At 45.4% G+C, this 25,130-nt stretch carries 19 protein-coding genes; 11 read left to right on the top strand and 8 right to left on the bottom strand.

Going from position 1 to position 25,130, the window contains the following annotated elements; all coding sequences use genetic code 11:
• Nucleotides 1-69: 69 nt before the first annotated feature.
• Nucleotides 70-1,563 (bottom strand): CoA-acylating methylmalonate-semialdehyde dehydrogenase, encoded by a 1,494-nt coding sequence (locus tag R7P69_RS06570; RefSeq protein ID WP_238952711.1) that lies wholly within the window; start codon nt 1,561-1,563, stop codon nt 70-72.
• 70 nt (nt 1,564-1,633) lie between these two features.
• Nucleotides 1,634-2,812, bottom strand: coding sequence for a thiolase family protein (locus R7P69_RS06565; protein WP_213903279.1), 1,179 nt, complete (start codon nt 2,810-2,812; stop codon nt 1,634-1,636).
• A 209-nt stretch (nt 2,813-3,021) separates the two neighbouring features.
• On the opposite strand from R7P69_RS06565, the gene R7P69_RS06560 reads away from it, so the two are divergent.
• The 7 genes from R7P69_RS06560 to R7P69_RS06530 all read left to right on the top strand — a co-directional run bounded on the left by R7P69_RS06560 (nt 3,022) and on the right by R7P69_RS06530 (nt 10,650).
• Nucleotides 3,022-3,408, top strand: a complete 387-nt coding sequence (locus tag R7P69_RS06560; RefSeq protein ID WP_005373242.1) for a MerR family transcriptional regulator — start codon at nt 3,022-3,024, stop codon at nt 3,406-3,408.
• A gap of 45 nt (nt 3,409-3,453) precedes the next feature.
• On the top strand, nt 3,454-4,623 hold the full coding sequence (locus tag R7P69_RS06555) for an isovaleryl-CoA dehydrogenase (RefSeq protein ID WP_005373245.1): 1,170 nt from the start codon (nt 3,454-3,456) through the stop codon (nt 4,621-4,623).
• 114 nt (nt 4,624-4,737) lie between these two features.
• On the top strand, nt 4,738-6,345 hold the full coding sequence (locus tag R7P69_RS06550) for a carboxyl transferase domain-containing protein (RefSeq protein ID WP_053304724.1): 1,608 nt from the start codon (nt 4,738-4,740) through the stop codon (nt 6,343-6,345).
• A gap of 104 nt (nt 6,346-6,449) precedes the next feature.
• Complete coding sequence (locus R7P69_RS06545) at nt 6,450-7,232, top strand: enoyl-CoA hydratase-related protein (RefSeq protein ID WP_180804722.1); 783 nt, start codon at nt 6,450-6,452, stop codon at nt 7,230-7,232.
• Nucleotides 7,225-9,273 (top strand): acetyl/propionyl/methylcrotonyl-CoA carboxylase subunit alpha, encoded by a 2,049-nt coding sequence (locus R7P69_RS06540; RefSeq protein WP_238952712.1) that lies wholly within the window; start codon nt 7,225-7,227, stop codon nt 9,271-9,273. The genes R7P69_RS06545 and R7P69_RS06540 overlap by 8 nt, the downstream gene beginning before the upstream one ends.
• Nucleotides 9,254-10,156 (top strand): hydroxymethylglutaryl-CoA lyase, encoded by a 903-nt coding sequence (locus tag R7P69_RS06535; protein WP_062731026.1) that lies wholly within the window; start codon nt 9,254-9,256, stop codon nt 10,154-10,156. The genes R7P69_RS06540 and R7P69_RS06535 overlap by 20 nt, the downstream gene beginning before the upstream one ends.
• Nucleotides 10,157-10,329: 173 nt before the next feature.
• Nucleotides 10,330-10,650 carry a DUF1840 domain-containing protein gene (locus R7P69_RS06530; protein ID WP_005373256.1) on the top strand — a complete coding sequence of 107 codons (321 nt, stop codon included), beginning with the start codon at nt 10,330-10,332 and terminating at the stop codon, nt 10,648-10,650.
• Nucleotides 10,651-10,748: 98 nt separating this feature from the next.
• On the opposite strand, the gene R7P69_RS06525 is transcribed toward R7P69_RS06530, so the two are convergent.
• Nucleotides 10,749-11,615 carry a mechanosensitive ion channel family protein gene (locus R7P69_RS06525; RefSeq protein ID WP_005373258.1) on the bottom strand — a complete coding sequence of 289 codons (867 nt, stop codon included), beginning with the start codon at nt 11,613-11,615 and terminating at the stop codon, nt 10,749-10,751.
• A gap of 337 nt (nt 11,616-11,952) precedes the next feature.
• Between R7P69_RS06525 and R7P69_RS06520 the strand changes: the two genes are divergently transcribed.
• Nucleotides 11,953-12,501: a sugar O-acetyltransferase gene (locus tag R7P69_RS06520; RefSeq protein WP_005373259.1), complete on the top strand. Its 549-nt coding sequence runs from the start codon at nt 11,953-11,955 to the stop codon at nt 12,499-12,501.
• Nucleotides 12,502-12,510: 9 nt separating this feature from the next.
• Here R7P69_RS06520 and R7P69_RS06515 read toward each other — a convergent pair whose 3' ends face one another.
• A complete protein-coding gene (locus tag R7P69_RS06515; protein WP_275269529.1) occupies nt 12,511-13,944 on the bottom strand; it encodes a PLP-dependent aminotransferase family protein in 1,434 nt (477 codons plus the stop codon).
• 136 nt (nt 13,945-14,080) lie between these two features.
• Here R7P69_RS06515 and R7P69_RS06510 point away from each other — a divergent pair, with 136 nt between their 5' ends.
• The 3 genes from R7P69_RS06510 to R7P69_RS06500 are packed head-to-tail and all read left to right on the top strand — an operon-like array spanning nt 14,081 to nt 16,630.
• Nucleotides 14,081-15,445 (top strand): cytochrome ubiquinol oxidase subunit I, encoded by a 1,365-nt coding sequence (locus R7P69_RS06510; protein ID WP_005477080.1) that lies wholly within the window; start codon nt 14,081-14,083, stop codon nt 15,443-15,445.
• A gap of 28 nt (nt 15,446-15,473) precedes the next feature.
• The gene (cydB, locus tag R7P69_RS06505; protein ID WP_033906439.1) at nt 15,474-16,481 is read left to right on the top strand and encodes a cytochrome d ubiquinol oxidase subunit II; all 1,008 of its coding nucleotides are present in this window, start codon (nt 15,474-15,476) and stop codon (nt 16,479-16,481) included.
• Between the two features lie 20 nt (nt 16,482-16,501).
• On the top strand, nt 16,502-16,630 hold the full coding sequence (locus R7P69_RS06500) for a DUF2474 domain-containing protein (RefSeq protein ID WP_017447407.1): 129 nt from the start codon (nt 16,502-16,504) through the stop codon (nt 16,628-16,630).
• Nucleotides 16,631-16,699: 69 nt separating this feature from the next.
• Here the strand turns inward: R7P69_RS06500 and R7P69_RS06495 are convergent, their stop codons facing one another.
• The 4 genes from R7P69_RS06495 to R7P69_RS06480 all read right to left on the bottom strand — a co-directional run bounded on the left by R7P69_RS06495 (nt 16,700) and on the right by R7P69_RS06480 (nt 25,067).
• The gene (locus R7P69_RS06495) at nt 16,700-17,455 is read right to left on the bottom strand and encodes a PhzF family phenazine biosynthesis protein (protein ID WP_170893166.1); all 756 of its coding nucleotides are present in this window, start codon (nt 17,453-17,455) and stop codon (nt 16,700-16,702) included.
• Nucleotides 17,456-17,594: 139 nt separating this feature from the next.
• On the bottom strand, nt 17,595-17,936 hold the full coding sequence (locus tag R7P69_RS06490; RefSeq protein WP_054577804.1) for a hypothetical protein: 342 nt from the start codon (nt 17,934-17,936) through the stop codon (nt 17,595-17,597).
• Between the two features lie 108 nt (nt 17,937-18,044).
• Complete coding sequence (locus R7P69_RS06485) at nt 18,045-23,900, bottom strand: DUF4011 domain-containing protein (protein WP_318121527.1); 5,856 nt, start codon at nt 23,898-23,900, stop codon at nt 18,045-18,047.
• A gap of 279 nt (nt 23,901-24,179) precedes the next feature.
• Complete coding sequence (locus R7P69_RS06480; RefSeq protein WP_062731034.1) at nt 24,180-25,067, bottom strand: LysR family transcriptional regulator; 888 nt, start codon at nt 25,065-25,067, stop codon at nt 24,180-24,182.
• Nucleotides 25,068-25,130 lie beyond the last annotated feature (63 nt).

Genomic DNA, 25,130 nt, shown 5'->3' with positions numbered 1-25,130 from the left:
TTGCATTTGTATCCGAGCCAAGCCCACTTAAACGGTGGCGCTTGGCTAGAGGTGTCGCTAATCCAGTAATTAGCTAAGTTGAATGGTCATGTTTGGACCGCTTGGAATGTCATCTTCAAACCAACGCGCGGTGACAGTTTTCGTCTCGGTGTAGAAGCGAACCGCTTGTTTACCGTAAGCATGCAGGTCGCCGTAGAAGCTGCCTTTCCACCCAGTAAATGAGAAAAATGGCAATGGCACTGGAATCGGTACGTTGATTCCTACGTTACCTACTTCGATATTGTGTTGATACTTTCTCGCGGCAGCGCCGTTCGCCGTGAAAATAGACGTACCATTACCAAAGCGGTTTACATTGATCAGTTCAATCGCTTCATCTAGGTCATCCACTTCCATAGTTAACAGTACAGGCCCGAAAATTTCTTCCTGATAAATCGACATGTCTGTGGTCACGTTGGTAAACAGTGTTGGCCCCACCCAGTTACCGTTCGGGAAGCCAGGTACTTGGCAGTCTGTCCCGTCCAGAACACAATTCGCGCCTGACGCTTTGCCTTCATTAATCAGATTCACCACTCGCTGCTTCGCTTGAGGGCTAATCAGTGGACCATAACCGGCGGTTTCATCATCCCACGCGCCAGGCTGAACCTGAGCTAACGCCTCTTTAAGCTCTGGAATCCATTCTTTGGTTTCGCCGACAAATACGGCAACCGAAATCGCCATACAGCGTTGGCCTGCAGCACCAACTGACGCGCCAACTAGGTTATTGATGACTTGCTGTTTGTTTGCATCCGGCATGATGACCATGTGGTTCTTAGCACCTGCAAATGACTGCACGCGTTTCAGGTTGTCTGTACCTGTTTTGTAGATGTACTCACCAACGGGCACAGAGCCAACAAAAGAGATCGCACGAACAACTGGATCAGTCAGAATGCGGTCGACTTGCTCTTTGGTCCCGTGAACAACTTGCAATACGCCTTTTGGTGCACCAGCTTGTTCAAATAGCTCTGCCAATTTCATTGCAGTCAGCGGAACTTGTTCCGAAGGTTTTAGAATAAAGGTGTTGCCACAAGCGATCGCCATCGGGAACATCCACAATGGGATCATCGCAGGGAAGTTAAACGGTGTGATGCCAGCACAAACACCGAGCGGTTGAATGTAAGAGTAACCATCAATATTGGTCGCGACGTTTTCCACCGTTTCGCCCATCATTGAGCTACAAATGTTCGCCGCTTGTTCTACGACTTCAATCCCACGCCAAATGTCACCCTTTGCATCCGCGAGGGTTTTGCCTGTCTCACTTGAAAGCAGTATCGCCAACTCATCGTGTTGCTCTTTTAGCAAATGTTGGTAACGCAACATCAATCTAGCACGCTCCGGTGCTGCAACTTCTTTCCAGCGTTTGAACGTTTCTGTTGCGCTGGCAATTGCCGCATTCATTTCCGATTCCGTGGCACAAGGTACTTGTGCAATCACTTCGTTGGTTGCCGGGTTGGTTACATCTAGCCATTGTTTTGAATCGGAGATGGCAAATTCACCACCGATATACTGCTTTACTTGTTCTGTCATGATGACATCCTTGTATTTTTCAGCTTGTTACTGACTACTGTTATGTAAGTGAAACTTTGTTGAGAGTGATTTAGCAGATTTCAATCGCGATAGCGGTAGCTTCGCCGCCGCCAATACAAAGCGATGCAACGCCACGCTTACCACCAGTTTGTTTTAGCGCATGAATCAAAGTGACAAGGATTCGATTGCCACTTGCGCCTATTGGATGCCCCAGCGCACAAGCCCCTCCGCGAGGGTTCACTTTGCTCTCGTCCAGTTCAAGAGCTTTCACCGCGTATTGAGTCACGACAGCAAAAGCTTCATTGATTTCCCAAAGGTCCACGTCTGATTTGTCCCAGCCCGTTTTTTCCAACAGCGTTTCAATTGCGAAGACGGGGGCGATGGTGAACTCATCAGGCTGTCTTGCATGCGTGCTGTACGCGACAATTTTGGCTAGAGGTTGAAGGTTTTCCTGACGGCCAAACTCACTATCGACTAAGATCATTGCCGATGCACCATCAGAAATAGAACTTGAGTTGGCTGCCGTTACGCCGCCATCTTTAGCAAACGCAGGGCGTAAGGTAGGAATTTTAGTGACGTCGAGTTTACTCGGTTGCTCATCGTCTACAACCAAGGTTTCGCCGCGTCGACTTTTTACGTTAACAGGCACGATCTCTTCTTTGAACAAACCTTGTTCGATTGCTTTCTGCGCACGAGTCAACGACTGTTGCGCCCAGGCATCCATACTTTCACGGCTGAACTGATACTTTTGCGCCGTCTGTTCTGCAAAGACACCCATCAGCTCGCCTTGGTAGGCATCCTGCAACCCGTCATAAAACATGTGATCAAGCACTTGCTCGTGACCTAAACGGAAACCATCACGCGCTTTCTTTAATAGATAAGGAGAAGACGACATGTTTTCCATGCCACCAGCGATGACAGCATGCGCATTGCCAGATTGAATAAGGTCATATGCCAGCATGACGGTTTTCATACCCGATCCACAAACCTTGTTCAGTGTCGTACAACCAATCGATTGTGGCATTTCAGCTTTAAGACTTGCTTGTCTTGCAGGCGCTTGCCCCACACCGGCGGGTAAAACGCATCCCATCAACACTTCGTCTATTTTGTGCACATCGAGTTGGCTTTCGGCTAGCGCCCCTTGAATGGCTTTCGCACCGAGTTCCGTGACATCTGTTGAAGCTAATGCACCTTGAAAAGAGCCGATAGGCGTTCGCTTAGCGGCAACAATCCATGTTTCATTTTTCATTCCATTAACCTTTTGTTGACGTTTACGTCATAACTATACTAACATTTACGTTAACGTCAAGTTTGAGGTTATTGTTTGTTCGAGTGATTCTTTGATTTCGAGTAAATGCGAGTGATATCAAGGCTCAAGAGTGGATGTTGTTTATTTACTTTAACGTTAACGAACTGTATATTCATGTAAATGTTATACGAAAGTCGTAAGGTTAAGGAATGAACACATTTAAGATCAGCGAGCTCGCGAAAGAGTTCGACATTACTACTCGAAGCATTCGCTTCTACGAAGATTTAGGTCTCCTAACTCCAGAACGTAAAGGCAACACTCGAATCTACAATGGTCGTGATCGAATTCGACTAAAACTGATTTTGCGAGGTAAGCGATTGGGCTTTTCTCTTGCAGATATCAAAGAGTTATTTGAACTCTACGATACCGATCAAAGTACTGAGCAGTTGAACTATATGATTCGGTTGATCGAAGAGAAGAAGGCAGCATTGCAACAGCAAGCAAACGACATTCAAGCGGTAATGATGGAGTTAAATGCTGCGCAGTTGCGATGCCAAAACACACTGAGATCCATGAAAGGCGAAAAAGTCACCTAACACCTCAACTCTGGGATGTAGGTGACGTAAAGGCAAGGACACGCAATGAAATCTACCTACTCTTCCCTAAACTTTGTTTATGACGAAAATACCGATTTGCTTCGCGAGCAAATCAATAGTTTTGCTGCAAGAGAAATTGCGCCGCTAGCGCAATCTATCGACCAAACTAACGACTTTCCAAACCATCTTTGGTCCAAATTAGGTGACATGGGTCTTTTAGGTGTGACCACCAGCGAAGAGTTTGGTGGTGCAGGCATGGGCTATCTCGCCCACGTTATCGCTATGGAAGAAATCAGCCGAGCATCCGCTTCGGTTGCGTTAAGTTACGGCGCTCACTCCAACCTTTGCGTCAACCAAATCCACCGTAACGGCACACAAGCGCAAAAAGAGAAATACCTACCTAAGCTCATCTCCGGTGAACATATCGGCGCCCTTGCTATGAGTGAACCCGGCGCCGGCTCTGATGTGGTCTCTATGCAGCTTAAAGCCGAACGTAAAGGCGATATTTTCCTGCTAAACGGCAACAAAATGTGGATCACCAACGGCCCTGATGCACACACCTATGTTGTCTACGCAAAAACCGACCCAAGCCAGCACTCCAAAGGCATCACGGCATTTATTGTGGAACGCGGATTCCCTGGATTTACTCAAGCACAAAAACTCGACAAGTTGGGTATGCGCGGCTCGAATACGTGTGAGCTGGTCTTCCAAAACTGCGAAGTCCCTGCGGAAAATATTCTCGGCGAAGAAAACCAAGGCGTGAAAGTATTGATGAGCGGCCTCGACTACGAGCGTGTGGTGCTTGCAGGCGGCCCACTTGGCATCATGCAGGCGTGTATGGATATCGTTGTGCCTTACATTCACGACCGTAAACAGTTCGGTAAATCCATCGGTGAATTCCAGCTAGTTCAAGCAAAAATCGCGGATATGTACACACAAATGAATGCCGCTAAAGCGTATGTTTACGCCGTCGCTGCCGCTTGTGATCGTGGTGAAACCACACGTAAAGATTCTGCTGGCGCGATCCTCTACAGCGCAGAGCTGGCAACCAAGATGGCACTGGATGCGATTCAACTACTTGGCGGTAACGGCTACATCAACGAGTTTGATACGGGCCGTTTGTTGCGAGATGCCAAGCTGTATGAAATCGGTGCGGGCACTTCAGAAATTCGCCGCATGCTTATTGGTCGCGAATTGTTTAACGAAAGCGCTTAATAGTCATACCTAGGCGTTCTAACTCGAAACAACTTCCTTATTCAATCTAAATCTTATTCAACCTAAATAAAAACGGGTGGTGTCACCCGTCTACCGAATGGAGATCGGCTATTTATGGCTTGTTTGACGACCAATATTAACACCCATTCAGAGCAGTATCAGGAAAACTACCGCTCTATGGCGTCACTTGTAGATCAACTTTATACCGTGACTGCCCAAATAGAAGATGGTGGCGGTGAGAAAGCCCGCGAGCATCAGCAGAAGAAAGGCAAACTTCCGGTACGTGAGCGCATTCTTGCCCTACTCGACCCTGGTTCGTCCTTTCTAGAAATTGGTCAATTTGCTGGCTGGGATGTGTATCCAGATTACGTTCCATGTGCTGGAGTGGTTGCAGGTGTGGGTGTGATTGACGGCACTGAGTGCATGATCGTCGCGAACGACGTGACGGTAAAAGGCGGCAGTTACTACCCACTCACCGTGAAAAAGCACTTAAGAGCACAAGAAATTGCAGAAAAATGCCAACTGCCGTGTGTTTACTTAGTCGACTCTGGCGGCGCTAACCTACCCCGCCAAGATGAGGTATTCCCAGATAAAGACCATTTTGGCCGTATTTTCTACAACCAAGCCCGTATGTCGGCCAAAGGCATTCCACAAATTGCGGTGGTCATGGGGCTATGTACCGCTGGCGGCGCTTATGTTCCTGCCATGTGCGACGTATCCATCATAGTCAAAGAACAAGGCACGATTTTTTTGGCAGGTCCACCTCTTGTAAAAGCAGCGACAGGTGAAGAAGTCAGCGCGGAAGATCTTGGTGGCGCAGACGTTCACTGTCGCACCTCTGGCGTGGCGGACTATTACGCAGAAAATGATCACCACGCGTTAGAGTTGGCAAGACAAGCGGTTTCTCAAATTAACCACTTGAAACCCGTCCAACTCAAGCAAAAAACGCCACTGGAGCCGCGTTTTCCTGCCCAAGAGCTGTACGGCATCGTCGGAACCGATCTCAAAAAGCCGTTTGATGTTAAAGAGGTCATTGCCCGAATTGTTGATGATTCCCAGTTCGATGAATTTAAAGCCTTGTTCGGCGAAACCTTGGTCTGTGGCTTTGCCCATATTCACGGTATGCCGATTGGCATTGTCGCTAACAACGGCATTCTATTTTCGGAATCAGCACAAAAAGGCGCGCATTTTATTGAGCTATGCGCACAACGCAAAATTCCTCTGCTCTTCTTACAGAACATCACGGGCTTTATGGTCGGTCAGAAGTACGAAGCCGAAGGCATCGCCAAACATGGTGCGAAAATGGTAACTGCTGTTGCGTGTGCAGACGTGCCGAAGTTTACCGTGGTTATTGGTGGCTCGTATGGCGCAGGGAACTACGGCATGTGTGGCCGCGCTTATGATCCAACCATGATGTGGATGTGGCCAAACGCGCGCATCTCCGTCATGGGTGGAGAGCAAGCGGCTGGCGTGATGGCGCAAGTGACCCGCGATATCAAAACTCGCAAAGGTGAAAGCTGGAGCGTAGAGGAAGAAGAAGCGTTCAAACGTCCAATTGCGGAGCAATATCAGACTCAAAGCCATGCATACTACGCCAGTGCACGCCTGTGGGACGACGGCATTATTGACCCTGCGAAAACCCGTGATGTTGTCGGCATTGCTCTGTCTGCTGCGCTTAATGCGCCCATACCAGACAGTAAATTTGGCATCTTCCGTATGTAGTCGGATGCAAGGCAAACCTTAACTCCTCGCGAATACCGATGTTTAACAAGTAATGGTTAGCGAGCATTGAAATACAGACTGAAATGTCAGACAAAGGAAGTCACATGACCGGACTACTGCTTGAAAAAGACAGCAATGGCGTTGCCTGGTTAAGCCTCAATCGACCAGAAAAACACAACGCGTTTAATGATGAATTAATTGCTTCACTTATCGAAACCTTGGAACAACTTGAGCGAGACGACTCTCTACGCGCGTTAGTATTAACGGCACAAGGGAAACACTTTTCTGCGGGTGCAGACCTTGGCTGGATGCAGTCAATGGCCACCAAAACCGAGAGTGAAAACCTGCAAGACGCACAGCAACTAGCAAAACTTTTGCATACGCTGGATACCTTTAGCAAACCGACTATTGCTATGGTGCATGGCGCTGCATTTGGCGGCGCACTTGGGCTTATCTGCTGCTGCGATATCGCTATTGGTACACCTGAAAGCCGCTTCTGTTTGAGTGAAGTGAAGCTCGGTTTGTTACCCGCCACCATCGGACCTTACGTAATCCGAGCGATTGGACAACGACAAAGCCGACGCTACTTTTTAACCGCGGAACTGATTGATGCCGAAACCGCGCTATCGATGAGTATTCTTCATCAGATAGACGCTCAACCACGTGAAGCCGTCAATCGCACCATTGATCACCTGCTCAACAACGGTCCACAAGCCATGCAGGCTGCAAAAGCACTTTGTTTACGCTGTGATAACCAACCTATCGATCATTCATTAATTGAATACACCAGCCAAGCTATTGCAACCGCTCGCGTGTCCAGTGAAGGACAAGAAGGACTAGCTGCATTTTTTGAAAAGCGCGCCGCCAATTGGAGGAATCATGTTTAAAAGAATACTGATCGCAAACCGCGGTGAAATTGCCTGCCGAATCATTAAAACCGCAAAAAGCATGGCTATCGAGACGGTAGCCGTCTATTCCGAAGCGGATCGCAGCAGCTTACATGTTAAACAAGCGGATTTCGCTGAATTCATTGGCCCCGCTCCTGCGAGTGAATCGTATCTCGATATCGATGCGATTATCGGCGCTGCGAAAAAATGGCAAGCCGATGCTATCCACCCTGGGTATGGTTTTCTTTCCGAGAACCCGAAACTAGCCAAAGCGTGCAGCGAAAATGGCATCACCTTTATTGGCCCTTCCACCAGCGCAATTGAAGCAATGGGTTCGAAGTCGCAAGCCAAAGCCATCATGTCTGAGGCGAACGTGCCCTTGGTTCCCGGCTATCACGGCACAGACAACAGCGTAGAGCACTTATTAGCGGAAGCTGAAAAAATCGGTTACCCAGTGATGCTTAAAGCAACCCAAGGGGGTGGCGGTAAAGGCATGCGAGTAGTCAATAGCGCAGCCGAAATGCCGCTGGCCATCGACGGTGCGCAGCGTGAAGCACTTTCAAGCTTTGGCGACAAGCGGCTTCTAATCGAAAAATGCATATTGCAGCCTCGCCACGTTGAAGTTCAGGTATTTGCTGACCAACATGGCAACTGTGTCTATCTTTCTGATCGCGATTGCTCCATTCAACGCCGTCACCAAAAAGTTGTGGAGGAAGCACCAGCTCCCGGTCTTAGTGATGAACTGCGTAAACAAATGGGTGAAGCTGCGGTTCAGGCCGCTCAAGCGATCGACTATGTTGGCGCGGGCACGGTGGAGTTCTTACTCGATAGCCGAGGTCAATTCTACTTCATGGAGATGAATACCCGTCTGCAAGTTGAACACCCTGTCACTGAATTGATCACCAGCGTTGATTTGGTGGAGTGGCAATTCAAAGTTGCAGCTGGCGAGCATTTACCTATTTCGCAATCTGAAATCACCCACAACGGCCATTCAATTGAGCTGCGAATTTACGCAGAAGATACAGACAATGACTTTATGCCGTCGACTGGCCGCATTGATTACTTAAAAGAACCCGTATCAGACAGTAGTGTGCGCCTAGCGTGCGTACGCGTCGATAGTGGTGTTACCCAAGGCGATAGCATCAGCGAATATTACGATCCAATGATCAGCAAACTGATCGTCTGGGGGCAAACTCGTGATATCGCTCTAAAGCAGATTAAGCAGGCGTTAACTCAATATCACGTACGTGGAGTAACGACAAACATTGGTTATCTGCACAGTATTATTTCGCAGCCAGCCTTTGCCGAGATTGAGCTCGATACAGGTTTCATCGTCACACATCAACAAGGCATAAATGAGCAGCAAGACGTGTCGGATTCAATCTGGCTTACATTGGCGGCGGTTGCTCGCTGGAATGATCTCATTTCAAAATCAGACAGCTCAACGTTACCCGCGCCAACCAGACGAGGTTTTAGACTGTCAGTTGACAACGTTTACCGATTTAACTTCACGGATGCCAATGCCAACCATCAGGTACGTTTGCAACAATCATCGCAAGATGCAGGAACTCACTTCACTGTCCGATGTGGTGAGGAGCTGCATCAGGTCATCCTGCTTGAAAGTGACAACCAGTTTATCGTCGATATTGATAATGTGCGTTACACCTTTAATGCACTTAGCAACGAACAAAAGACAACACTATTTTATCTTGGTCAGCAGCGCACGTTCGCTCATCAACCTAACTTTGACTCTGCAAAAGATGTAGATGATGAACTAAGTCCAACCGCACCACTCAACGGCATAATTTCAGCAGTTATGGTGGCTAAAGGTGACGAAGTGGCGGCGGGCGATCCGCTTTTGGTACTCGAAGCAATGAAAATGGAATACACCATCACGGCTCCGGTAGCAGCAAAAGTCGACGAATTGTTTTATCAGCACGGGGACCAAGTACAGCACGGTTCCATCCTGCTGAATTTGTCTTTGATATCGGATAACGTCAGTGAAGATAAGGAGCGCGAATATGCTACCAGCGAAGGTTAATATCGTCGAAGTCGGCGCTCGTGATGGTCTGCAAAATGAAACGGCAGTGACGCTGGTTGATAAAATCCGTTTGATTAACCAACTAAGCAGCAGTGGCTTAAAGCATATTGAGGCGGGATCTTTCGTCTCTCCAAGGTGGGTGCCTCAAATGGCCGATTCCGATCAGGTGTTTGCTGGTATCTCAAAAAAGCCTGAAGTGGTTTATAGCGCGCTCACACCAAATCTCGCAGGGTTAGAACGTGCGCTGGAAAGCGGTGTAAAGCGAATTGCGGTGTTTGGCTCCGCTTCAGAAACGTTCAGCCAGAAGAACATCAACTGCAGCATTACCGAAAGTCTCGCTCGATTTGAACCCGTTATCGAATTGGCGAACCAGCACAACATTCCTGTACGCGGGTACTTGTCTTGTACCATGGTGTGTCCATATGAGGGAGTAATCAAGCCAGAGCAAACTACCAAGGTCGCCAATACGTTGTTTGATATGGGATGTTATGAGATTTCGCTCGGTGATACTGTCGGTAAAGCAACGCCTAATCGCGTTATCGCCATGCTGGATTCGTTGTTAACGCTACTGCCAAAAGACGCGCTCGCAGTACATTTTCATGACACTTATGGACAAGCATTAGCCAATATCTACCAAGCCTTGTTAATGGGCATCAACACCATTGATAGCGCAGTAGCGGGGCTCGGCGGCTGCCCTTACGCGAAAGGAGCCAGTGGCAATGTTGCAACGGAAGATGTACTTTATCTGTGTGAGCAACTTGGGATTGAAACAGGCGTTGACCTTGGCGTCATCAATGAAGCGGGTTGGCAAATTTGCCGTGCGTTAGGAAAGTCTCCTGCTTCTAGGGTCGCATTAGCTCTGGGCGATCCGTATAGCTTGTAAATCATCAACAACCAATCAGGTAATGTATTTCAACGGGCATGCAGACGTACGTGCCCGTTTTTTGTTGTTACTCATAAAAACCTTAACGCTCAACGGTCTTCATCACATTAATTAGTATCTGATTTCAGCTACAATTTAGTTTCAAACCGAACATATAAAACAGGATCAGGTAAATGCTCATAACATTTCGTTGTCGAAGCCACTCAAACGTCACAATGTTTGGTGATATTGCATTAGATATGCTCAAAATGATGGGTCACAGCGGCACGGTGCCGGGATCAATTTCCGCTCAAGATGTTCCTGACGCGCTATCAAGATTAACTTCTGCTCTATCTGCGAAAAATGCAGCTGAAGAAAACCTCCCTACTGATGTAGACGAAGAGGAAGAACAAGCAGAGCCCGCGGTAAGCCTAGGACGCAGAGCGTTTCCACTGATTGAGTTGCTAAAATCAGCAATCAAAGAAGAATGCGAAGTCATGTGGGACAACCAATAACGCCTTCAAACTGGTTTCTAGCGAGGTGAATCCGTGTTGTGACCGCCTCGCTATGGTTACTCGACACCAAGATAAGAACACCAATACCGCTTATCGCCCTATCCGTTTCTCTCCCTAGACAACTTGATTTGCCCATCAATGTGCACATCTCGTTGTGGAAACGCGATTTCAATGCCATGCTTTTCGAAAGCTTCGTAGATTTCAAAACGCATGGCACTTGCGACCGAGCGAATACCGCCCTCAACCGTTGAGTTAATCCAAAAATAAGATTCGAAGATCAAAGCATTGTCACCAAAGTCTTGAAAAAACACATCTGGCGCTGGCGAACTCAGAACTTGCGCTTGCTGCGAAGTCACTTCCGCCATTAAGGCAGCAACCTGTTTGACATCGCTCCCATACGCGACGCCGACGACGACCGAACCACGAACTAATCTGTCGCATAACGTCCAGTTGATCACCACGTTCTCAATCAACTGACTGTTGGGTATGAGCATATGAACACCATCGGTTCGTCTGATTCTCGTTGAACGTGTATTTATTTGCTCGACAGTGCCTTTGGCGCCCTCAACCTCTAAAAAGTCCCCAATTCGAATTGGCTTTTCACCAATCAAAATCCAGCCACTTATGAAGTTGTTAATGATGTTTTGCGCACCAAAACCGAAGCCGATAGCGATGGCACCAGACAGAAAGGCAAACGCGGTAATTGGCACATTGATCATCGAAAGTGTGGTCATAAAAATAATGGCGAGAGCGATGACAAATAATATCCGTTTAACCAAATGAATCACGTTTGGGTCTTTCCCCGATGAGGACATTCTTGACGTAACGGTTTTGATCAAAATTTTTGATAACCATAAAGCGACAATCACCCATGTCGGCACCATCAATATCGCCCATAACGTGATAGGTTGTTCGTTAAAGGTAAACAGCGTTGTTTCTAAAAATGAAATGACCCGTTCGAACATAAAGAGCTCACTCTTGATTCATCGTTGCCAGCAAGCCAGAGCGCATAAGTCTTAAATTTTTAGGTCAATCGATAGCGCAAGCGGCTCAACTAAGTTCTTCTTATTAACTATATTGTAATCTACGTAAAACGCTTCGAGTGGTTTCCCACTTTGGCTTCAACCGATTAAGCCATTTAGGGAGCACGTCTTTGTGAACTAAACGAGCCAATCAACCAACTGGATACGCAAGGCAAATCAGTGATAACTTTCTGATTTTTAAGCGTCAAATTTTCACTTCGAATCACTCTCACTTATTATTATGCACCTTATTGCAATTTATATTGATGGAATGATTGTTATGTCAGAACTGACTCGGATGCGCTCTGGAGAAACCTATAATTGTCTGGATGAAGAACTAAAGCTAATGCGCGCCAAAACTGCGCAGCTTGTCTTCCAGTTTAACCACGAACCAAACCCAGATATCCGTAGACAGCTATTGGCGGAAATGGGCGTCCAATTAAAAAATAGCGCCTGTATAGAGCCACCGCTACAACTTACCTACGGTTGTCACTTGTCCATCGGAGAAAACACCTACATCAACTGGGATGCCATTATTCTGGACAATGGACAGGTTGAGGTTGGCGCGAACGTCATGATTGGGCCTAGAGTGCAAATTTACACAGCCGCTCATTCACTCGATACGCAAAGACGCTTAGCCGGAGATGAGATCGCCAAACCGGTAAAAATCGGCAATAACGTTTGGATTGGTGGGGGCGCTATCATACTGCCAGGCGTGACCATTGGTGATGAGGCCGTCGTCGGCGCTGGCTCTGTCGTAACCAAAGACGTTGCGCCGGGCGATCGAGTTGTTGGAAATCCGGCGCGCTCCATTAAACCAAAAAACTGAAGAAAGTCGCTATTTCGCCAAATGATCGCGAATAATATTAGCGAGCAGATTGAGAGCATGAACATATTTGTCATTGAGCTCAAAAGAAGCGTTAAGACGAATACAGTGATCGTATTGTTCTGTCAGGCTGAACATCTTTCCCGGTGCGATGCTGATATTATCTTTTAGCGCTTCTCGATATATCTGCAAGGCGTCGATATGCTTGGGAAGCTCTAACCAAATAAAGTACCCGCCGCTTTGGCTTAACACTTTGACTTCTTCAGGTAACAGCTCACTAAGCAGATCCGTCATCTTACTTTTACGTTCAAACAGCTTTTTCCGTAACTGCTTCAAATGCGATTCATAATTGCGGCTTGTTAAATAATGCACCAATGTCATTTGCACTGGTGCACTCGTCGCTAATGTACTCATTAGCTGTAACTTTTGTACCTCTAGCGCCCGCTTTCCCGCCGCAACCCAACCAATACGTAGCCCTGCGATTAATGATTTTGAAAACGAGGAGCACAACATGGCATTGCCCGTGTCATCAAACATTCTTAGTGGGTAGACCGAGTCATTCCCTGCATGCAGTTCGCTGTACACATCATCTTCAATCACTGGTACGTTATATCGCTGTGTCAGCTCAATCAGCTTTTGTTTTTTCTCGTTGGTGAGCGTAAAACCCAGAGGATTTTGGAAGTTCGACATCAACCAACATGCTTTCACATCGTGTGTTTGCAGCGCTCGTTCCAATGAGTCTAGGTCAATGCCCGTGATTGGGTCTGTTCTTACTGAGAGCGCTTTCAAACCTAACCGCTCTAAGGATTGCAATGCACCGTAGAATGCAGGCGACTCCACAACCACCCAATCTCCCGGTCTTGTGCAGGCTTGCAAACTGAGCGTTAACGCCTCCAGCGCGCCTGCCGTAATAACAATTTCATCGGGTGAAATTTCAATGCCTTTCGCAGCATAACGCTTCGCGATGATGGTGCGTAATTGTTCGTTTCCCGGCGGTAAGTTATCAAAGGCGGTAGAAATCGGCATATTGCGAGCGGCTGCGCTCATCGCCCGATTCACGTGATAGCGTGGGTACAAACTTGGATCTGGATAGGCAAAGCCAAAATTGATCATGGATGGATTTTTACTCGCTTGCAGCACATCAAAGATAAATTCATTGATGTCTACCTGTTCTGTCCACGAAACCGCGGCTGGCGCTTGGGGTTCATTTGAACTCTTAATATTGGGAGCGACTCGATAACCAGAGCGCGGCTGTGAGGTGACCCAGCCTTGAGATTCCAGAATTTGATAGGCATGCAACACCGTCATCAAGCTTAAACCCGAGTGTTCAGATTGGCGACGCAGAGAAGGCAGCTTGTCACCCGGATGCCATATCCCCGATTTTATCTGCCTTTTAAGCTGTTCCACTAACTCTTGATACTTCGCCAAACGCAAATCCCCCTCCATAAAGCTGAATTCAAAATAATAACACTTCAATATTTAATCTGTTATAGGTTTATAGTCACTGTCTGTACCTACTTCCCTCATTCCGCTCCTTTTAAAATAGCTCTCTCATAAAACTTAAAAGATCAAAGGAAGTTTAATGTTTGGCCTCGACGCATTTATGCTTGCACGGATACAGTTCGCCTTCACGGTATCCTTTCATATTATTTTCCCCGCTATCACCATAGGTTTGGCCACCTATCTCGCCGTGCTGGAAGGCTTATGGCTAAAAACACGTAATCCCGATTACCAAAAGCTCTATCACTTCTGGTCGAAAATTTTTGCGGTTAACTTTGGGATGGGCGTTGTATCTGGCCTTGTCATGGCCTATCAATTCGGCACCAACTGGAGTGGTTTCTCCGACTTCGCTGGTTCTATCACTGGCCCATTACTGACTTATGAAGTGTTAACGGCTTTCTTTCTCGAAGCCGGATTTCTTGGCGTGATGCTGTTTGGTTGGCGTCGCGTCGGCGAAAAGCTGCACTTTTTTGCAACCTCGATGGTGGCGTTAGGCACGATCATTTCGACCTTCTGGATTCTCGCCTCCAACAGTTGGATGCAAACGCCACAAGGCTATGAAATTGTCGACGGACGTGTGGTGCCAACCGACTGGTTTGCTATCGTTTTCAATCCTTCATTTCCTTATCGTTTGGCTCACATGAGCGTCGCAGCTTTTGTCAGTTCAGCACTCTTTGTAGGCGCGTCAGCCGCTTGGCATTTATTGAGAGGCAATCAATCGACTGCGGTAAAAACCATGTTTTCGATGTCGCTCGGGATCTTAGTGTTCCTTGCGCCACTCCAAGCCGTGATTGGCGATGTGCATGGGCTAAACACTCTGGAACACCAGCCCGCCAAAATCGCTGCCATCGAAGGACATTGGGATAACAGTGATGGCAAACCAACCCCATTGATTTTGTTCGGCATGCCAAACATGGAACAAGAACGCACAGACTATGCCTTAGAAATTCCTGTTCTAGGAAGTTTGATCCTACGCCACAGTTTAACTGAGCCAATCCCGGCGCTGAAAGACTTCCCGAAAGAGGAACGACCGAACTCACCTATCGTCTTTTGGTCATTTCGAATCATGGTCGGGCTAGGACTTCTGATGATTTTTCAAAGCTTCTACAGCATGTGGTTACGAAAAAAGAACACGCTTTATACCTCGCGTTGGTTCCTCAAATTTTCATTATTTATGGGGCCATCTGGCCTTATCGCAATACTCGCTGGCTGGTTTACGACAGAGGTTGGTCGACAACCTTGGGTCGTGTATGGCGTACAAAAAACGCGTGATGCGGTTTCTGCACACGGAGACCTACAAATGAGCATCAGCCTGCTGTGTTTCCTTGTTGTGTACAGCTTGGTGTTTGGTTTTGGGTATTACTACATGATCCACCAAATCAAGAAAGGCCCCGATGCAATCGAGCACGATGAGCACGACATGACGACCGTTTCAGGCCGCATCTAGAATTTGTCACAAAGTTAAGGTAGAGAATATGCATTTTGATTTATCCGTGATTTGGTTCGCGATCATCGTTTTTGCCACTTTGATGTACATCATCATGGACGGCTTCGATTTGGGTATTGGAATACTGATGCCCTTCATCAAGGATGAAAAACAAAAAGACGTCATGGTCAACAGTGTCGCGCCAGTTTGGGACGGTAACGAAACTTGGATTGTGCTTGGAGGCGCATCTCTATTTGGCGCTTTTCCGATGGCTTACGCGGTGATTATTGAAGCGCTAACCATCCCTTTAACGTTGATGTTGATTGCTTTGATCTTTCGTGGAGTCGCATTTGAGTTTCGCTTTAAAGCATTGGAAAGCCACTTAAAGTTCTGGGATCGCTCTTTTATGGTCGGATCGATTTTAACCACGTTTTTCCAAGGCATCGTTGTTGGCGCGGTAATTCAAGGCTTTGCGGTGGAAAACCGCGTCTTCGTAGGTAGCCAACTAGACTGGCTTACCCCTTTTCCCATCTTTTGCGGTTTGGGTTTAGTCGCAACGTACGCGCTGCTCGGTAGCACATGGCTCATCATGAAGACGGAAGGTGCACTGCAAAACACGATGTACCGCTTCACTAATAAAACACTACTGGCGATGATCTCCGCATTAGTCATTGTGAGCGCTTGGACTCCACTTGCTTACCCTACCATTGCGGAAAGATGGTTTTCTCTGCCGAATTTGTTCTACTTACTGCCCGTACCAGTCATTACTGGACTGGTATGTTTGAAGATTGCTGACTCCGTTAAAAAGCGTAAAGAGCGCAGCCCTTTCGTGATGGCGCTAGTGATCGTGATTCTCGGGTTCGCAGGGCTTGGTATCAGTATCTGGCCAAATATCATTCCTCCTAGCATATCAATATGGGAAGCAGCGGCTCCTGCAAGCAGTCAGCGCTTTATGCTCGTTGGAGCGGTGATCATCATCCCGATCATTCTGGCTTACACCTTTTGGAGTTATTACGTCTTCTCTGGAAAAGTGAAAGAAGACGAAGCGTACCATTAACGAGTTGATAAGGAGTGAGTATGAAAGTCAAAAATTGGTGCCGCCAATGGGCGTGGATGGTTGGAATTTGGGTCGTTAGCGTCGCTGCATTAGGGTTAGTGTCTATGTTATTTCGCGTCATGATGACCGCTGCCGGGTTAAAATCTTAGCTCGGCACTTTTAAGTCAATAAAAAATGGATGCCTCTAGATCTTGTGTAAGAGCTAGAGGCGTTTGCATTCAAGTCCGACTTTTCACGTGTGCAGACAATACGATCGTAGATTCTAAACCGCGAGCCACTTCAAAATAACCACCAGCACGAGATAGCTGACGAGCCGTCAATTTTTCTTTGCCTAGCTTTTCAAACCAATAAGGCGCCAATGAGCACTGAGCCGAACCTGTGGCAAGATCTTCTGAAATACCGATTTTAGGTGCAAAGTAACGCAGCACATAGCCACTATCAGAACTTTGAGCCGTCACGATGACCGCATGAAACTCATCAATTTTAATCAGCTCATCAAAGTTAGGTTGATAGAGAACAACATCATCTTCGGACTCGAGAACAACAACCAAATCACGCGTTGTAAAAGCATCTACGGGGCGATTGGAAAAACCTGAAATATCCAAGGGGATGGCATGAGGCTTGGCTTGCCAACTTGGCATCACGATCCTGTACATTCCAAAAAGTTCAGTAACGGTAATATGGCCATACTGGCTTTTTAGAATGATCTCATTCTGATGATAGTTGGAAATGATTGCAGCGCCTGCGCCCAAACTTCCGTGTCCGCATAGGTTGATCTCTCCTTCTAGGCTAAACCAGCGAATGTGGTAGTCAGTGCCAGACCGAACCACAAATGATGTGACAGGTTGAGCGACCTGATGAGTGATTTGAAGTAATTCAGAATCACTCAGCCAGTGATTTAGTTCGACAACGCCACATGGGTTACCTTGAGCTAACTCATCACAAAATACATCATATATTTGTGCTTTAATCATCCATCATCCTTACTGTTTGGCGTCTTGTTGACGGGTGAGCGACTCAATACTGATACCACTGCATACCGCCTTAATCACTAAAACCAACGCACAGTAAAAATGCTATGCGTTGCGAACCCCTCTTGAACAATTTGTTCGCTTAAATTCTGTAGCACCAAGCCACACTCGCCCAAAACATAATGTTCAAAGCCCAGATCATCACACTTTGAACAGGAAGCATGTGGAAAACTAACTGTGGACATGCCCTAAGCTCTCTCAGAGAGAACAGCATTTGAGGCTGAAAGTCCCAACTGGTTGCTAAACGCAGACCTCTTTTAAACCAAGGGTGATTCGCCAAATATTCAGCGTAAGATGAATAAATTGTCCACAAACCCAAAAGACCAAACAGCTCAATTATTGAGATTACTTCCAAACTAAAGGGCAATAATGAAGGTCCTCCAATAAGCAAAATAGCCGCAAATATCCATTTTCTATTTCTCATTACACATCCTTGTTAATGATTTAATCTAACTGCGTATATAAAAGATTCGAGAAAAGCTTGTCAGTTCCTAAGCTTTGAGGCATCAGGCCTGACAAGCATATGTATTAGCTATTTCTGATCGTCAAATTCATTAACGGTTTTTAGCCAAATAGCAAATTGGTTCAAGGATGTCTCATGACGTCTCTTAATATTTAACTCATCGCAAATAACATCTATTGGCGCTTCTGAGTTCTTCTGAATCGCAAACTTAGCAAGCCCCAAAGCCTCCTCATACGACAGCTCATTCCACTTTCGTTCATAACCGAATGCCTCTACACCCCGCCACTCAATCAAATCGACCATATTACTCGGCGAAACCCAGAGTGTTGGAGAGTACCCATCGCTCTCTTTGATACCAGCGAAAGTATCAAGTATTTTTCTCATATACTCGAGTTGCTTTTTGCTTGTACGTGTTAAGCCATGTAGGTTGGCTATTTCGAGGGTAAGTGCATGCAGTGTAATACCAGGGCGTTCGATAAGGATATCTGTAGCAAGTTGAGTGAGCCTATCAACGTATTCAGGTTTAAAATAATTTGCGGCATCCAATGTAATCGATGAAGCGTTCTCGATTTCATCAAATTCTTTACCAGAGCTCCCCGTTTGTTCAAGACAAAAACCTGTGCCTGAGTTTAAAGTTGAAGGACCTCTCGCTAACACTACTTTTCCCTCTGCTTCTGCTTCTGCTTCTAGCAGTATGTCTCGCTCCCTTTCCACTTCAAGTATTTCTCTAAGTTTTGAGTCAATGTTTTCAATTGCATATTCAGGATCAATAAAGTAATCCGTCGACCATAACCTAACAATATTCCATCCTAGACCTTCCAAAACTATCTGTCTTACCCGATCTCTATCTCGGGCTGCAGGAGAAGAGTGGTACGTAGCCCCATCACACTCAACACCAGCTATGTACTTGCCAGGCTTGTCTGGATGAAGTACTCCGAGATCAACTCTAAACTTACTTACTCCTACTTGTGTTTGTATTTTCCAACCTTTAATTCTTAAAGCTTGAGCTACCGCTTCTTCAAAATCACTATCAAATTGATCGACTCCATGCTCTGCAGAAGCAATCTCAGATAAAGCAATTGGCCCCTTTTCTGCAAATTCAAGGAAGTGTTTTAAGTGCTCAACGGCAACCGAGTTCGTTCTGCTTAAATCAATCATTGAAGAGTCAAAACTACTAAAGACAACAACCTCCGTGGTTGCGCGAGTAATCGCAACATTTAAGCGGCGCTCTCCCCCGCTTTTGTTGAGTGGCCCAAAATTCATACTCATCGTTTTGGCTCCTGGCTCCGTAGGACCATACGCGAGACTGAGCATGATTACGTCTCTCTCATCACCCTGAACTGACTCTAGGTTCTTAACAAAAACAGGATCTCTTCCTGACCCCTCTTGAAAGTATTTTTCGATAGCAGGGTTTTGTCTTCTTGCGTCGTCTAACAGATCTTCAATCGTTCTTTGCTGATCAGTATTTAAAGTTACTACACCTATAGACTTATCTTGTTCATATTTATCCAGTAATCTTCGAACAATTTCATTTACGACTGCTTTTGCTTCAGCCGTATTGTTGCGACCCGCTCCTTTAGCATAAATTCCATTAACTCGATGCAAAGAAACTGCTGAATCTTTTGTTTCTGAAGAAGGATAAGTTACTAATGAATTTTCATAATATTTATTATTTGAAAAAGCAATAAGGGTTTCATGCCTACTTCGATAATGTCCCATCAACCTTTTAAGCGGTAACCTCGCAGCAAGCGCTTGGTCAAGAATAGACTCTAGATCTTCTTCATCTGGATCATCCGAATTCCCTCGAGCAGAGAAAAAGTTTGTTGGGGGCATCTGTTTTGGATCACCGACAATGATTGCGTTTTTCCCTCTCGCTATAGCACCTACCGAATCCCAAGTGGTCATTTGTGATGCTTCGTCAAAAACAACCAAGTCAAATCCTCTGAAATCAGAGGGCAAAAACTGAGCAACGGACAATGGTGACATCATTAAACATGGACACAAATCCAATAACGAATGACCTAGCTCGCTAATCAAACTTCGGATTGGTATATGCCGAGTTTTTTTCTGAAGCTCTTTAGCTAATACACCAAATTGTTTCGAACTCTGCTCCATAGATTGTTGTGTAGGAGCACTCTTCGAAGCAAGTGCAACCACGTAATCGCTTGTAATCTTAGCAACACGTTCGTCTACCACTTGAAACTCTTTTATTGTTTGTTCATGCGTTGAAGCTTTGAACTTTCGAAGCTCATCGCTGGCATCAATAAGAAGTGGGGCGAGCCAATAAGAAAAAGCAACTCGAAATTGCTCATTTAACTCTTCAGGGTTACTTACTCCTGATTCCAGAGCTTTAACCATTACATCAAGCTTATTGTCATACGCCTTCTGCTTGACTGATTGCCACTCACACCAGTTTTTCAACTTGTTTGACTGAGTCTTTATATCATTAAAATTCCGATATAGTGATTCAAGTTCAGCTTGCTCGGGTATACTGACTCCAAGTTCCGCAACAATCGAATTCGAGTTTTTGAATTCTTTTACCGCCTTGGAAAAGTTATTTAGGCTTGAATATACTTTCGACTCTTCTAAAAACTCTCTCCCATCTACAAACCATTTTCTTATCGCAATCAATATTTCAGAGGGTTCATCAGTCAAGCTAACTAGGTTAGATACAATCTCACGAATTTTTTTTCCTGTTACTGCAGTGCTTTCTAATATTTCGTGAGACGTATCCCAACCTTTCCAGACCGAGTAGTCCCCAATAATGTTGATATGTTCTTCTATTGAGCTCTTGAGCTTCTGAACCGTCGCAATTTTTTCAAGAAGTAACAAATCTTCAATTTGAGACAGACCAAACTCTTTCGCTTCGCGATTTATCTTACGCTTGCGAAATATTGCTTTAAACCAACTTGTTTTAGCTTCTTCAGCCAATTGTAGCCATCTCTCTGTGGGTAACTTAGACAAGTTGTCGCTAGTCACGCCATGCGATATGTCTTTAAGCTGCTGGTCGTAATCTGCTTTTAATACCGACAACTCTTGAATGGCTGCAATTCGTTCTTTTGAACCAGAATCTACAGCGAATGCAATATCTTCAAACGTTGCGATCATTGCCAACTCATAAGCACTTTCTAGTGCTTCAACATTTTTAAGCGTTTGGCGTATCGAGGTAAGTGAAAAACTCGATTGAACCTGTTGTGTCCAATCTATTAAAACATCGTAGTTTTTTAACCAGTCATCAATAACAGCAAGTAAATTAGACTGCCAAACATTCGACCACTCAGTAGCAAAAACTGGCATAAATGCGTTGATGTTCAAGCCCTTAATATCAGAGAATGCTAGTGCTAGCCTCCCGACTAACTCTTTAATCCTAACTAAATCCTCTTTTGTAGAAATAGGAGCTGCTGTTATGTCAGGGAGCCAATCTAGCTTGACTTTTAAGGTTTCACCATTTAATGCAACGGTAGAGATAGCGTCTCTGGCTGAGATTCTAAATGCCGATTTTCCATGTAAAGCACGAACATAATTGTTAAGCTCATCTCTCCTCGACTTGAGCTCTATAATATTCGCTTCCCATTCCTCAGAGCTTAAACCCTCTCTTTTCTGCCATGCCTTATTTAATTGTTCAAGAACTGCTCGTTTGTTCGCTTTATTGCTATGTAGTTCCAAGCAAAGATGATCCAAACCTACTTTCTGTAAACGGCGATATACCACATTCAGTGCAGCCATTTTCTCCGCGACAAAGAGTACTTTTCGCCCGAGCCCGATATTATGAGCAATGATATTAGCGATAGTCTCTGACTTTCCGGTTCCTGGAGGCCCTTCCAGAACGAAATCTTGTGAACGAGCAGAAGCATCCACTGCAACCAACTGAGAACTGTCGCAGTTCAAAGGAGTATAAATCGAGGCAGGATCTAATTTCTCATCAATTTCTTCTCGTTCGATAAACGAGCTCTCTTGGGGGTATGGGTCCCTAGGGTTATCAACTAAATGCTTAACAAATAAATTTTCCTTGAGATCATCTAACCGATCTTTAAGATCTTTCCACATCAGATATTTAGCGAAAGAGAAAGAACCTAAAACTAGCTCTTCCACTAACTCAAAACCAGCTTGTTCCTTAACGGCGTCTCTTACTCTGTGCCATACATAAGGTACATCTATACCACTATCATCCATCGGTAATTCATCTCGAAATTCACTTAGGTTGATATCATGCTCGGATTGCAGAAACTCAATAAGAGTAAGATTAAAAATTGGTTCTTCTTCTTGAAGTTGCTCGACGTAAACAGACGCACGAGCACTACGACGGGTAAGCTTTACGGGAATTAATAATAGAGGAGCTTTATAACTTCTTGTATCTTCTGGGTTCTCTTTCCATTTCAAAAAGCCAAGCGCTAGAAAAAGCGTATTCGAACCACCCTCTTCCAGATCATTTTTTGCTTTTCGGAACAACTCTATAGAGTTTCGCTCTAATCGATTAGGTGACTGATTAGCAATCAGAATCTTATTCTGAATTTGATTGAACGCGTAGCTTCGATGGAGCTCAGACCCGGACTGAAGACGAAACAATTCGTTATCGCGCTCAGAGTCAAAGTAAGGACTTTCCTGTGCAGACTGAAACTTAAATTTTACGCCATCTGCCAACATATCTTCGATCGCAGCAATATCAGGACAATATAATTTGATCGCAATGGCTCGGTCACTAAAGTTAATAAGGCTATTTTTCTTTGTTAAATCAAGAAGCTTGCGTGACCAAGTATCGATCCTAGTTTCTGGAGTTTCCTCTATAACTTGTTCTTCTTTTCGCACAGGGGGTAAAGGTGGAACAACAGGTAACATCAGCTCAACTGAAGTATCTTCTGACGTTTTTTCTTCTCGTGTAGCTTCTACGGTTGAGAGTGGTTTTATCGCTTGCGCTCTCGCTTGAGCAATATCAATGACCATCACAAACTGTTTTTCATGTTCTTCTGATAGCAATTCTCGAGCATGCTCTCTCGACTGCTCAAAAGTAATTGGAGAGTCACTAGTAACTAAAGTCGTTTCAAACAACACTAGATCACGGTTATCTATCCGTTTTCTTACATCCTGAGGGTCATCATTTGTTAAGATAGGTAATCTTTCATCAATAAGCCAAGCACCCGCAAAAGCATGACCTTCCGTGATTGCCACGACAGGATTCAAACCCATTGCTTCGATACAACTAGCAAACAACACAGACAAATCCAAACAAGCCGCCATTCTGGAATTACTAATATCAGAAGGCAGCCTAACGCGCTGACCCAATTTCGCAAACCCCTTAGGCGGGCTTACATAAGCTAGCTTTTCTTGAAAAATTACGTTCCACAAAGCTGCGATCATTAGGTACGGCTTTTCACGTGTATTCGACTGATAGCCATCGACAGAGCGCCCATAGCCACCTTTTTCAAGAACTTGTGTAACCTTGTGAATAAGAGATTCAACATATACACCGTTGGGCTTGACAAATGCACCTAACAGAGCTGGTTGACGGATCTCTCCGCCCCAATAATCAGCAGGCAGAACATCAAGAGGAACTTTACACTCTTTGAGTACCTCTCCATCGTCACTCATCAATTTAAAAAACAAAGATAGTTTTACTTCTTCAGTTAACCCAAACAGCTTATCAAAGGGAAACTGTAACTCTTTTACTTTTAAACTTACTACCTCACCAGGCTCTAAGCGATCAATATGCCATGATGTTTCATCTAGCCAGCCTTCAACTCCTTCGAGTTTAAGAACAAGCGACCGATATGTGGGGGATTCTTGTTCCTCTTTTTTAGGGTAACTCACTCGGATAGACTTAATTATTGGATAAGAGTTTTGCTGAGCAGCAAGTGAAAAAGTCGGAGTAATATCAATATCTAATTCAATGCCGTTAATTAATGTCTCTTGGACACTTGTATCTAACACTTTCAATTCCTTCCAGCTGGCTGACATATGAAACTGAGTTAACTTTTACTCTCTCAATACATTCAAGTCTAACTGGAATTTAAAATTCTATGATTATTGATGGGTCATACAGTAAATATTGATAAAATAATATCTATTTAAACAGCTCTAACGTGAAACAAATCACAATGAAAATATGATACAACTTATTAAGTGTATATCGTATTTGGATCACCAAAGAACAAAAACGTTTATAAAACGAAGCCTTTTTATCAAGCGGTGTTGAGCTAATGATTTGGCCTAAAGCAGAGCCTCAACATGACCGATGTGCATGGCTACTTTTAACGCTTGTTTATTGAGATTAGATGCCTCCCAAGCAACAACAACACGACTAGTGAGAGGGATATCCTCAATCTCGGCGACTGTCGCGGAATCATCGAGATGTTCAGCCAGTGAGCGCGGAACGAGAGCAATACCTAACCCGGCCTGCGCCATGGCAATCGTCGTACGAAGTTGCGGTGCTGCGAACTGTGGTTCGAGCCTTACTCCTGCGTCGGCAAAAAGTGTGCTCATGCCATCAAACAATGCGGGGCCCGTCTCTCGTGGAAACAGTAAAATTTTATGGCCTCTCAACTGTTTCATCTGGATACAGGGATATTTTGCCAGTTCGTGCCCCGCCGGAATCACTGCGACAAACGGGTCGTTAAACAACACCTTGTGTTCAAAAGGCTCACTGGCGTAGCAGGGTAGCCGCATGATTGCGAGATCAAGTTGTTTGCTTTTTAACTGAGCGGCAAGCTCTGGCATTGACAGTTCCGCCGTCTGTAAATGAACCCCATTCTCTTGAATACGCCCAATCCTCTCCAATACCTTAATGCAGGTTGATGTTGACGTCGCGAACCCAATTTTAACCTGCGTATTTTCACCACGGGCAATCTGTCGGGCTTTTGCTTTAGCGCGTTCCACATCAGCAAGAATATTTACCGCATCCAAATAAAAGACTTGCCCTGCATGGGTCAGTTCTACTCCTCTAGACAAGCGCTTAAATAAGTCCACGCCAAGCTCGTGCTCTAGCTTTTTGATTTGTTGACTCAAAGGAGGTTGCGCAATCCCTAGCTGTTCAGCTGCTCGGGTAAAGTGACGAGTCTCGGCGACCGCGACAAAATACTTCAGGTAGCGAAATTCCATATATTTTCCATATCAAAATAAATCTTTTTTATATTGGATTTAGCACCGTGTAGAAGTCAATCT

It is taken from the genome of Vibrio sp. 661 (assembly GCF_033339315.1).
Lineage (GTDB): Bacteria > Pseudomonadota > Gammaproteobacteria > Enterobacterales > Vibrionaceae > Vibrio > Vibrio alginolyticus.
Note: the sequence above shows the minus strand (reverse complement) of the source record. Positions and strands in the feature narration are given on the sequence as shown.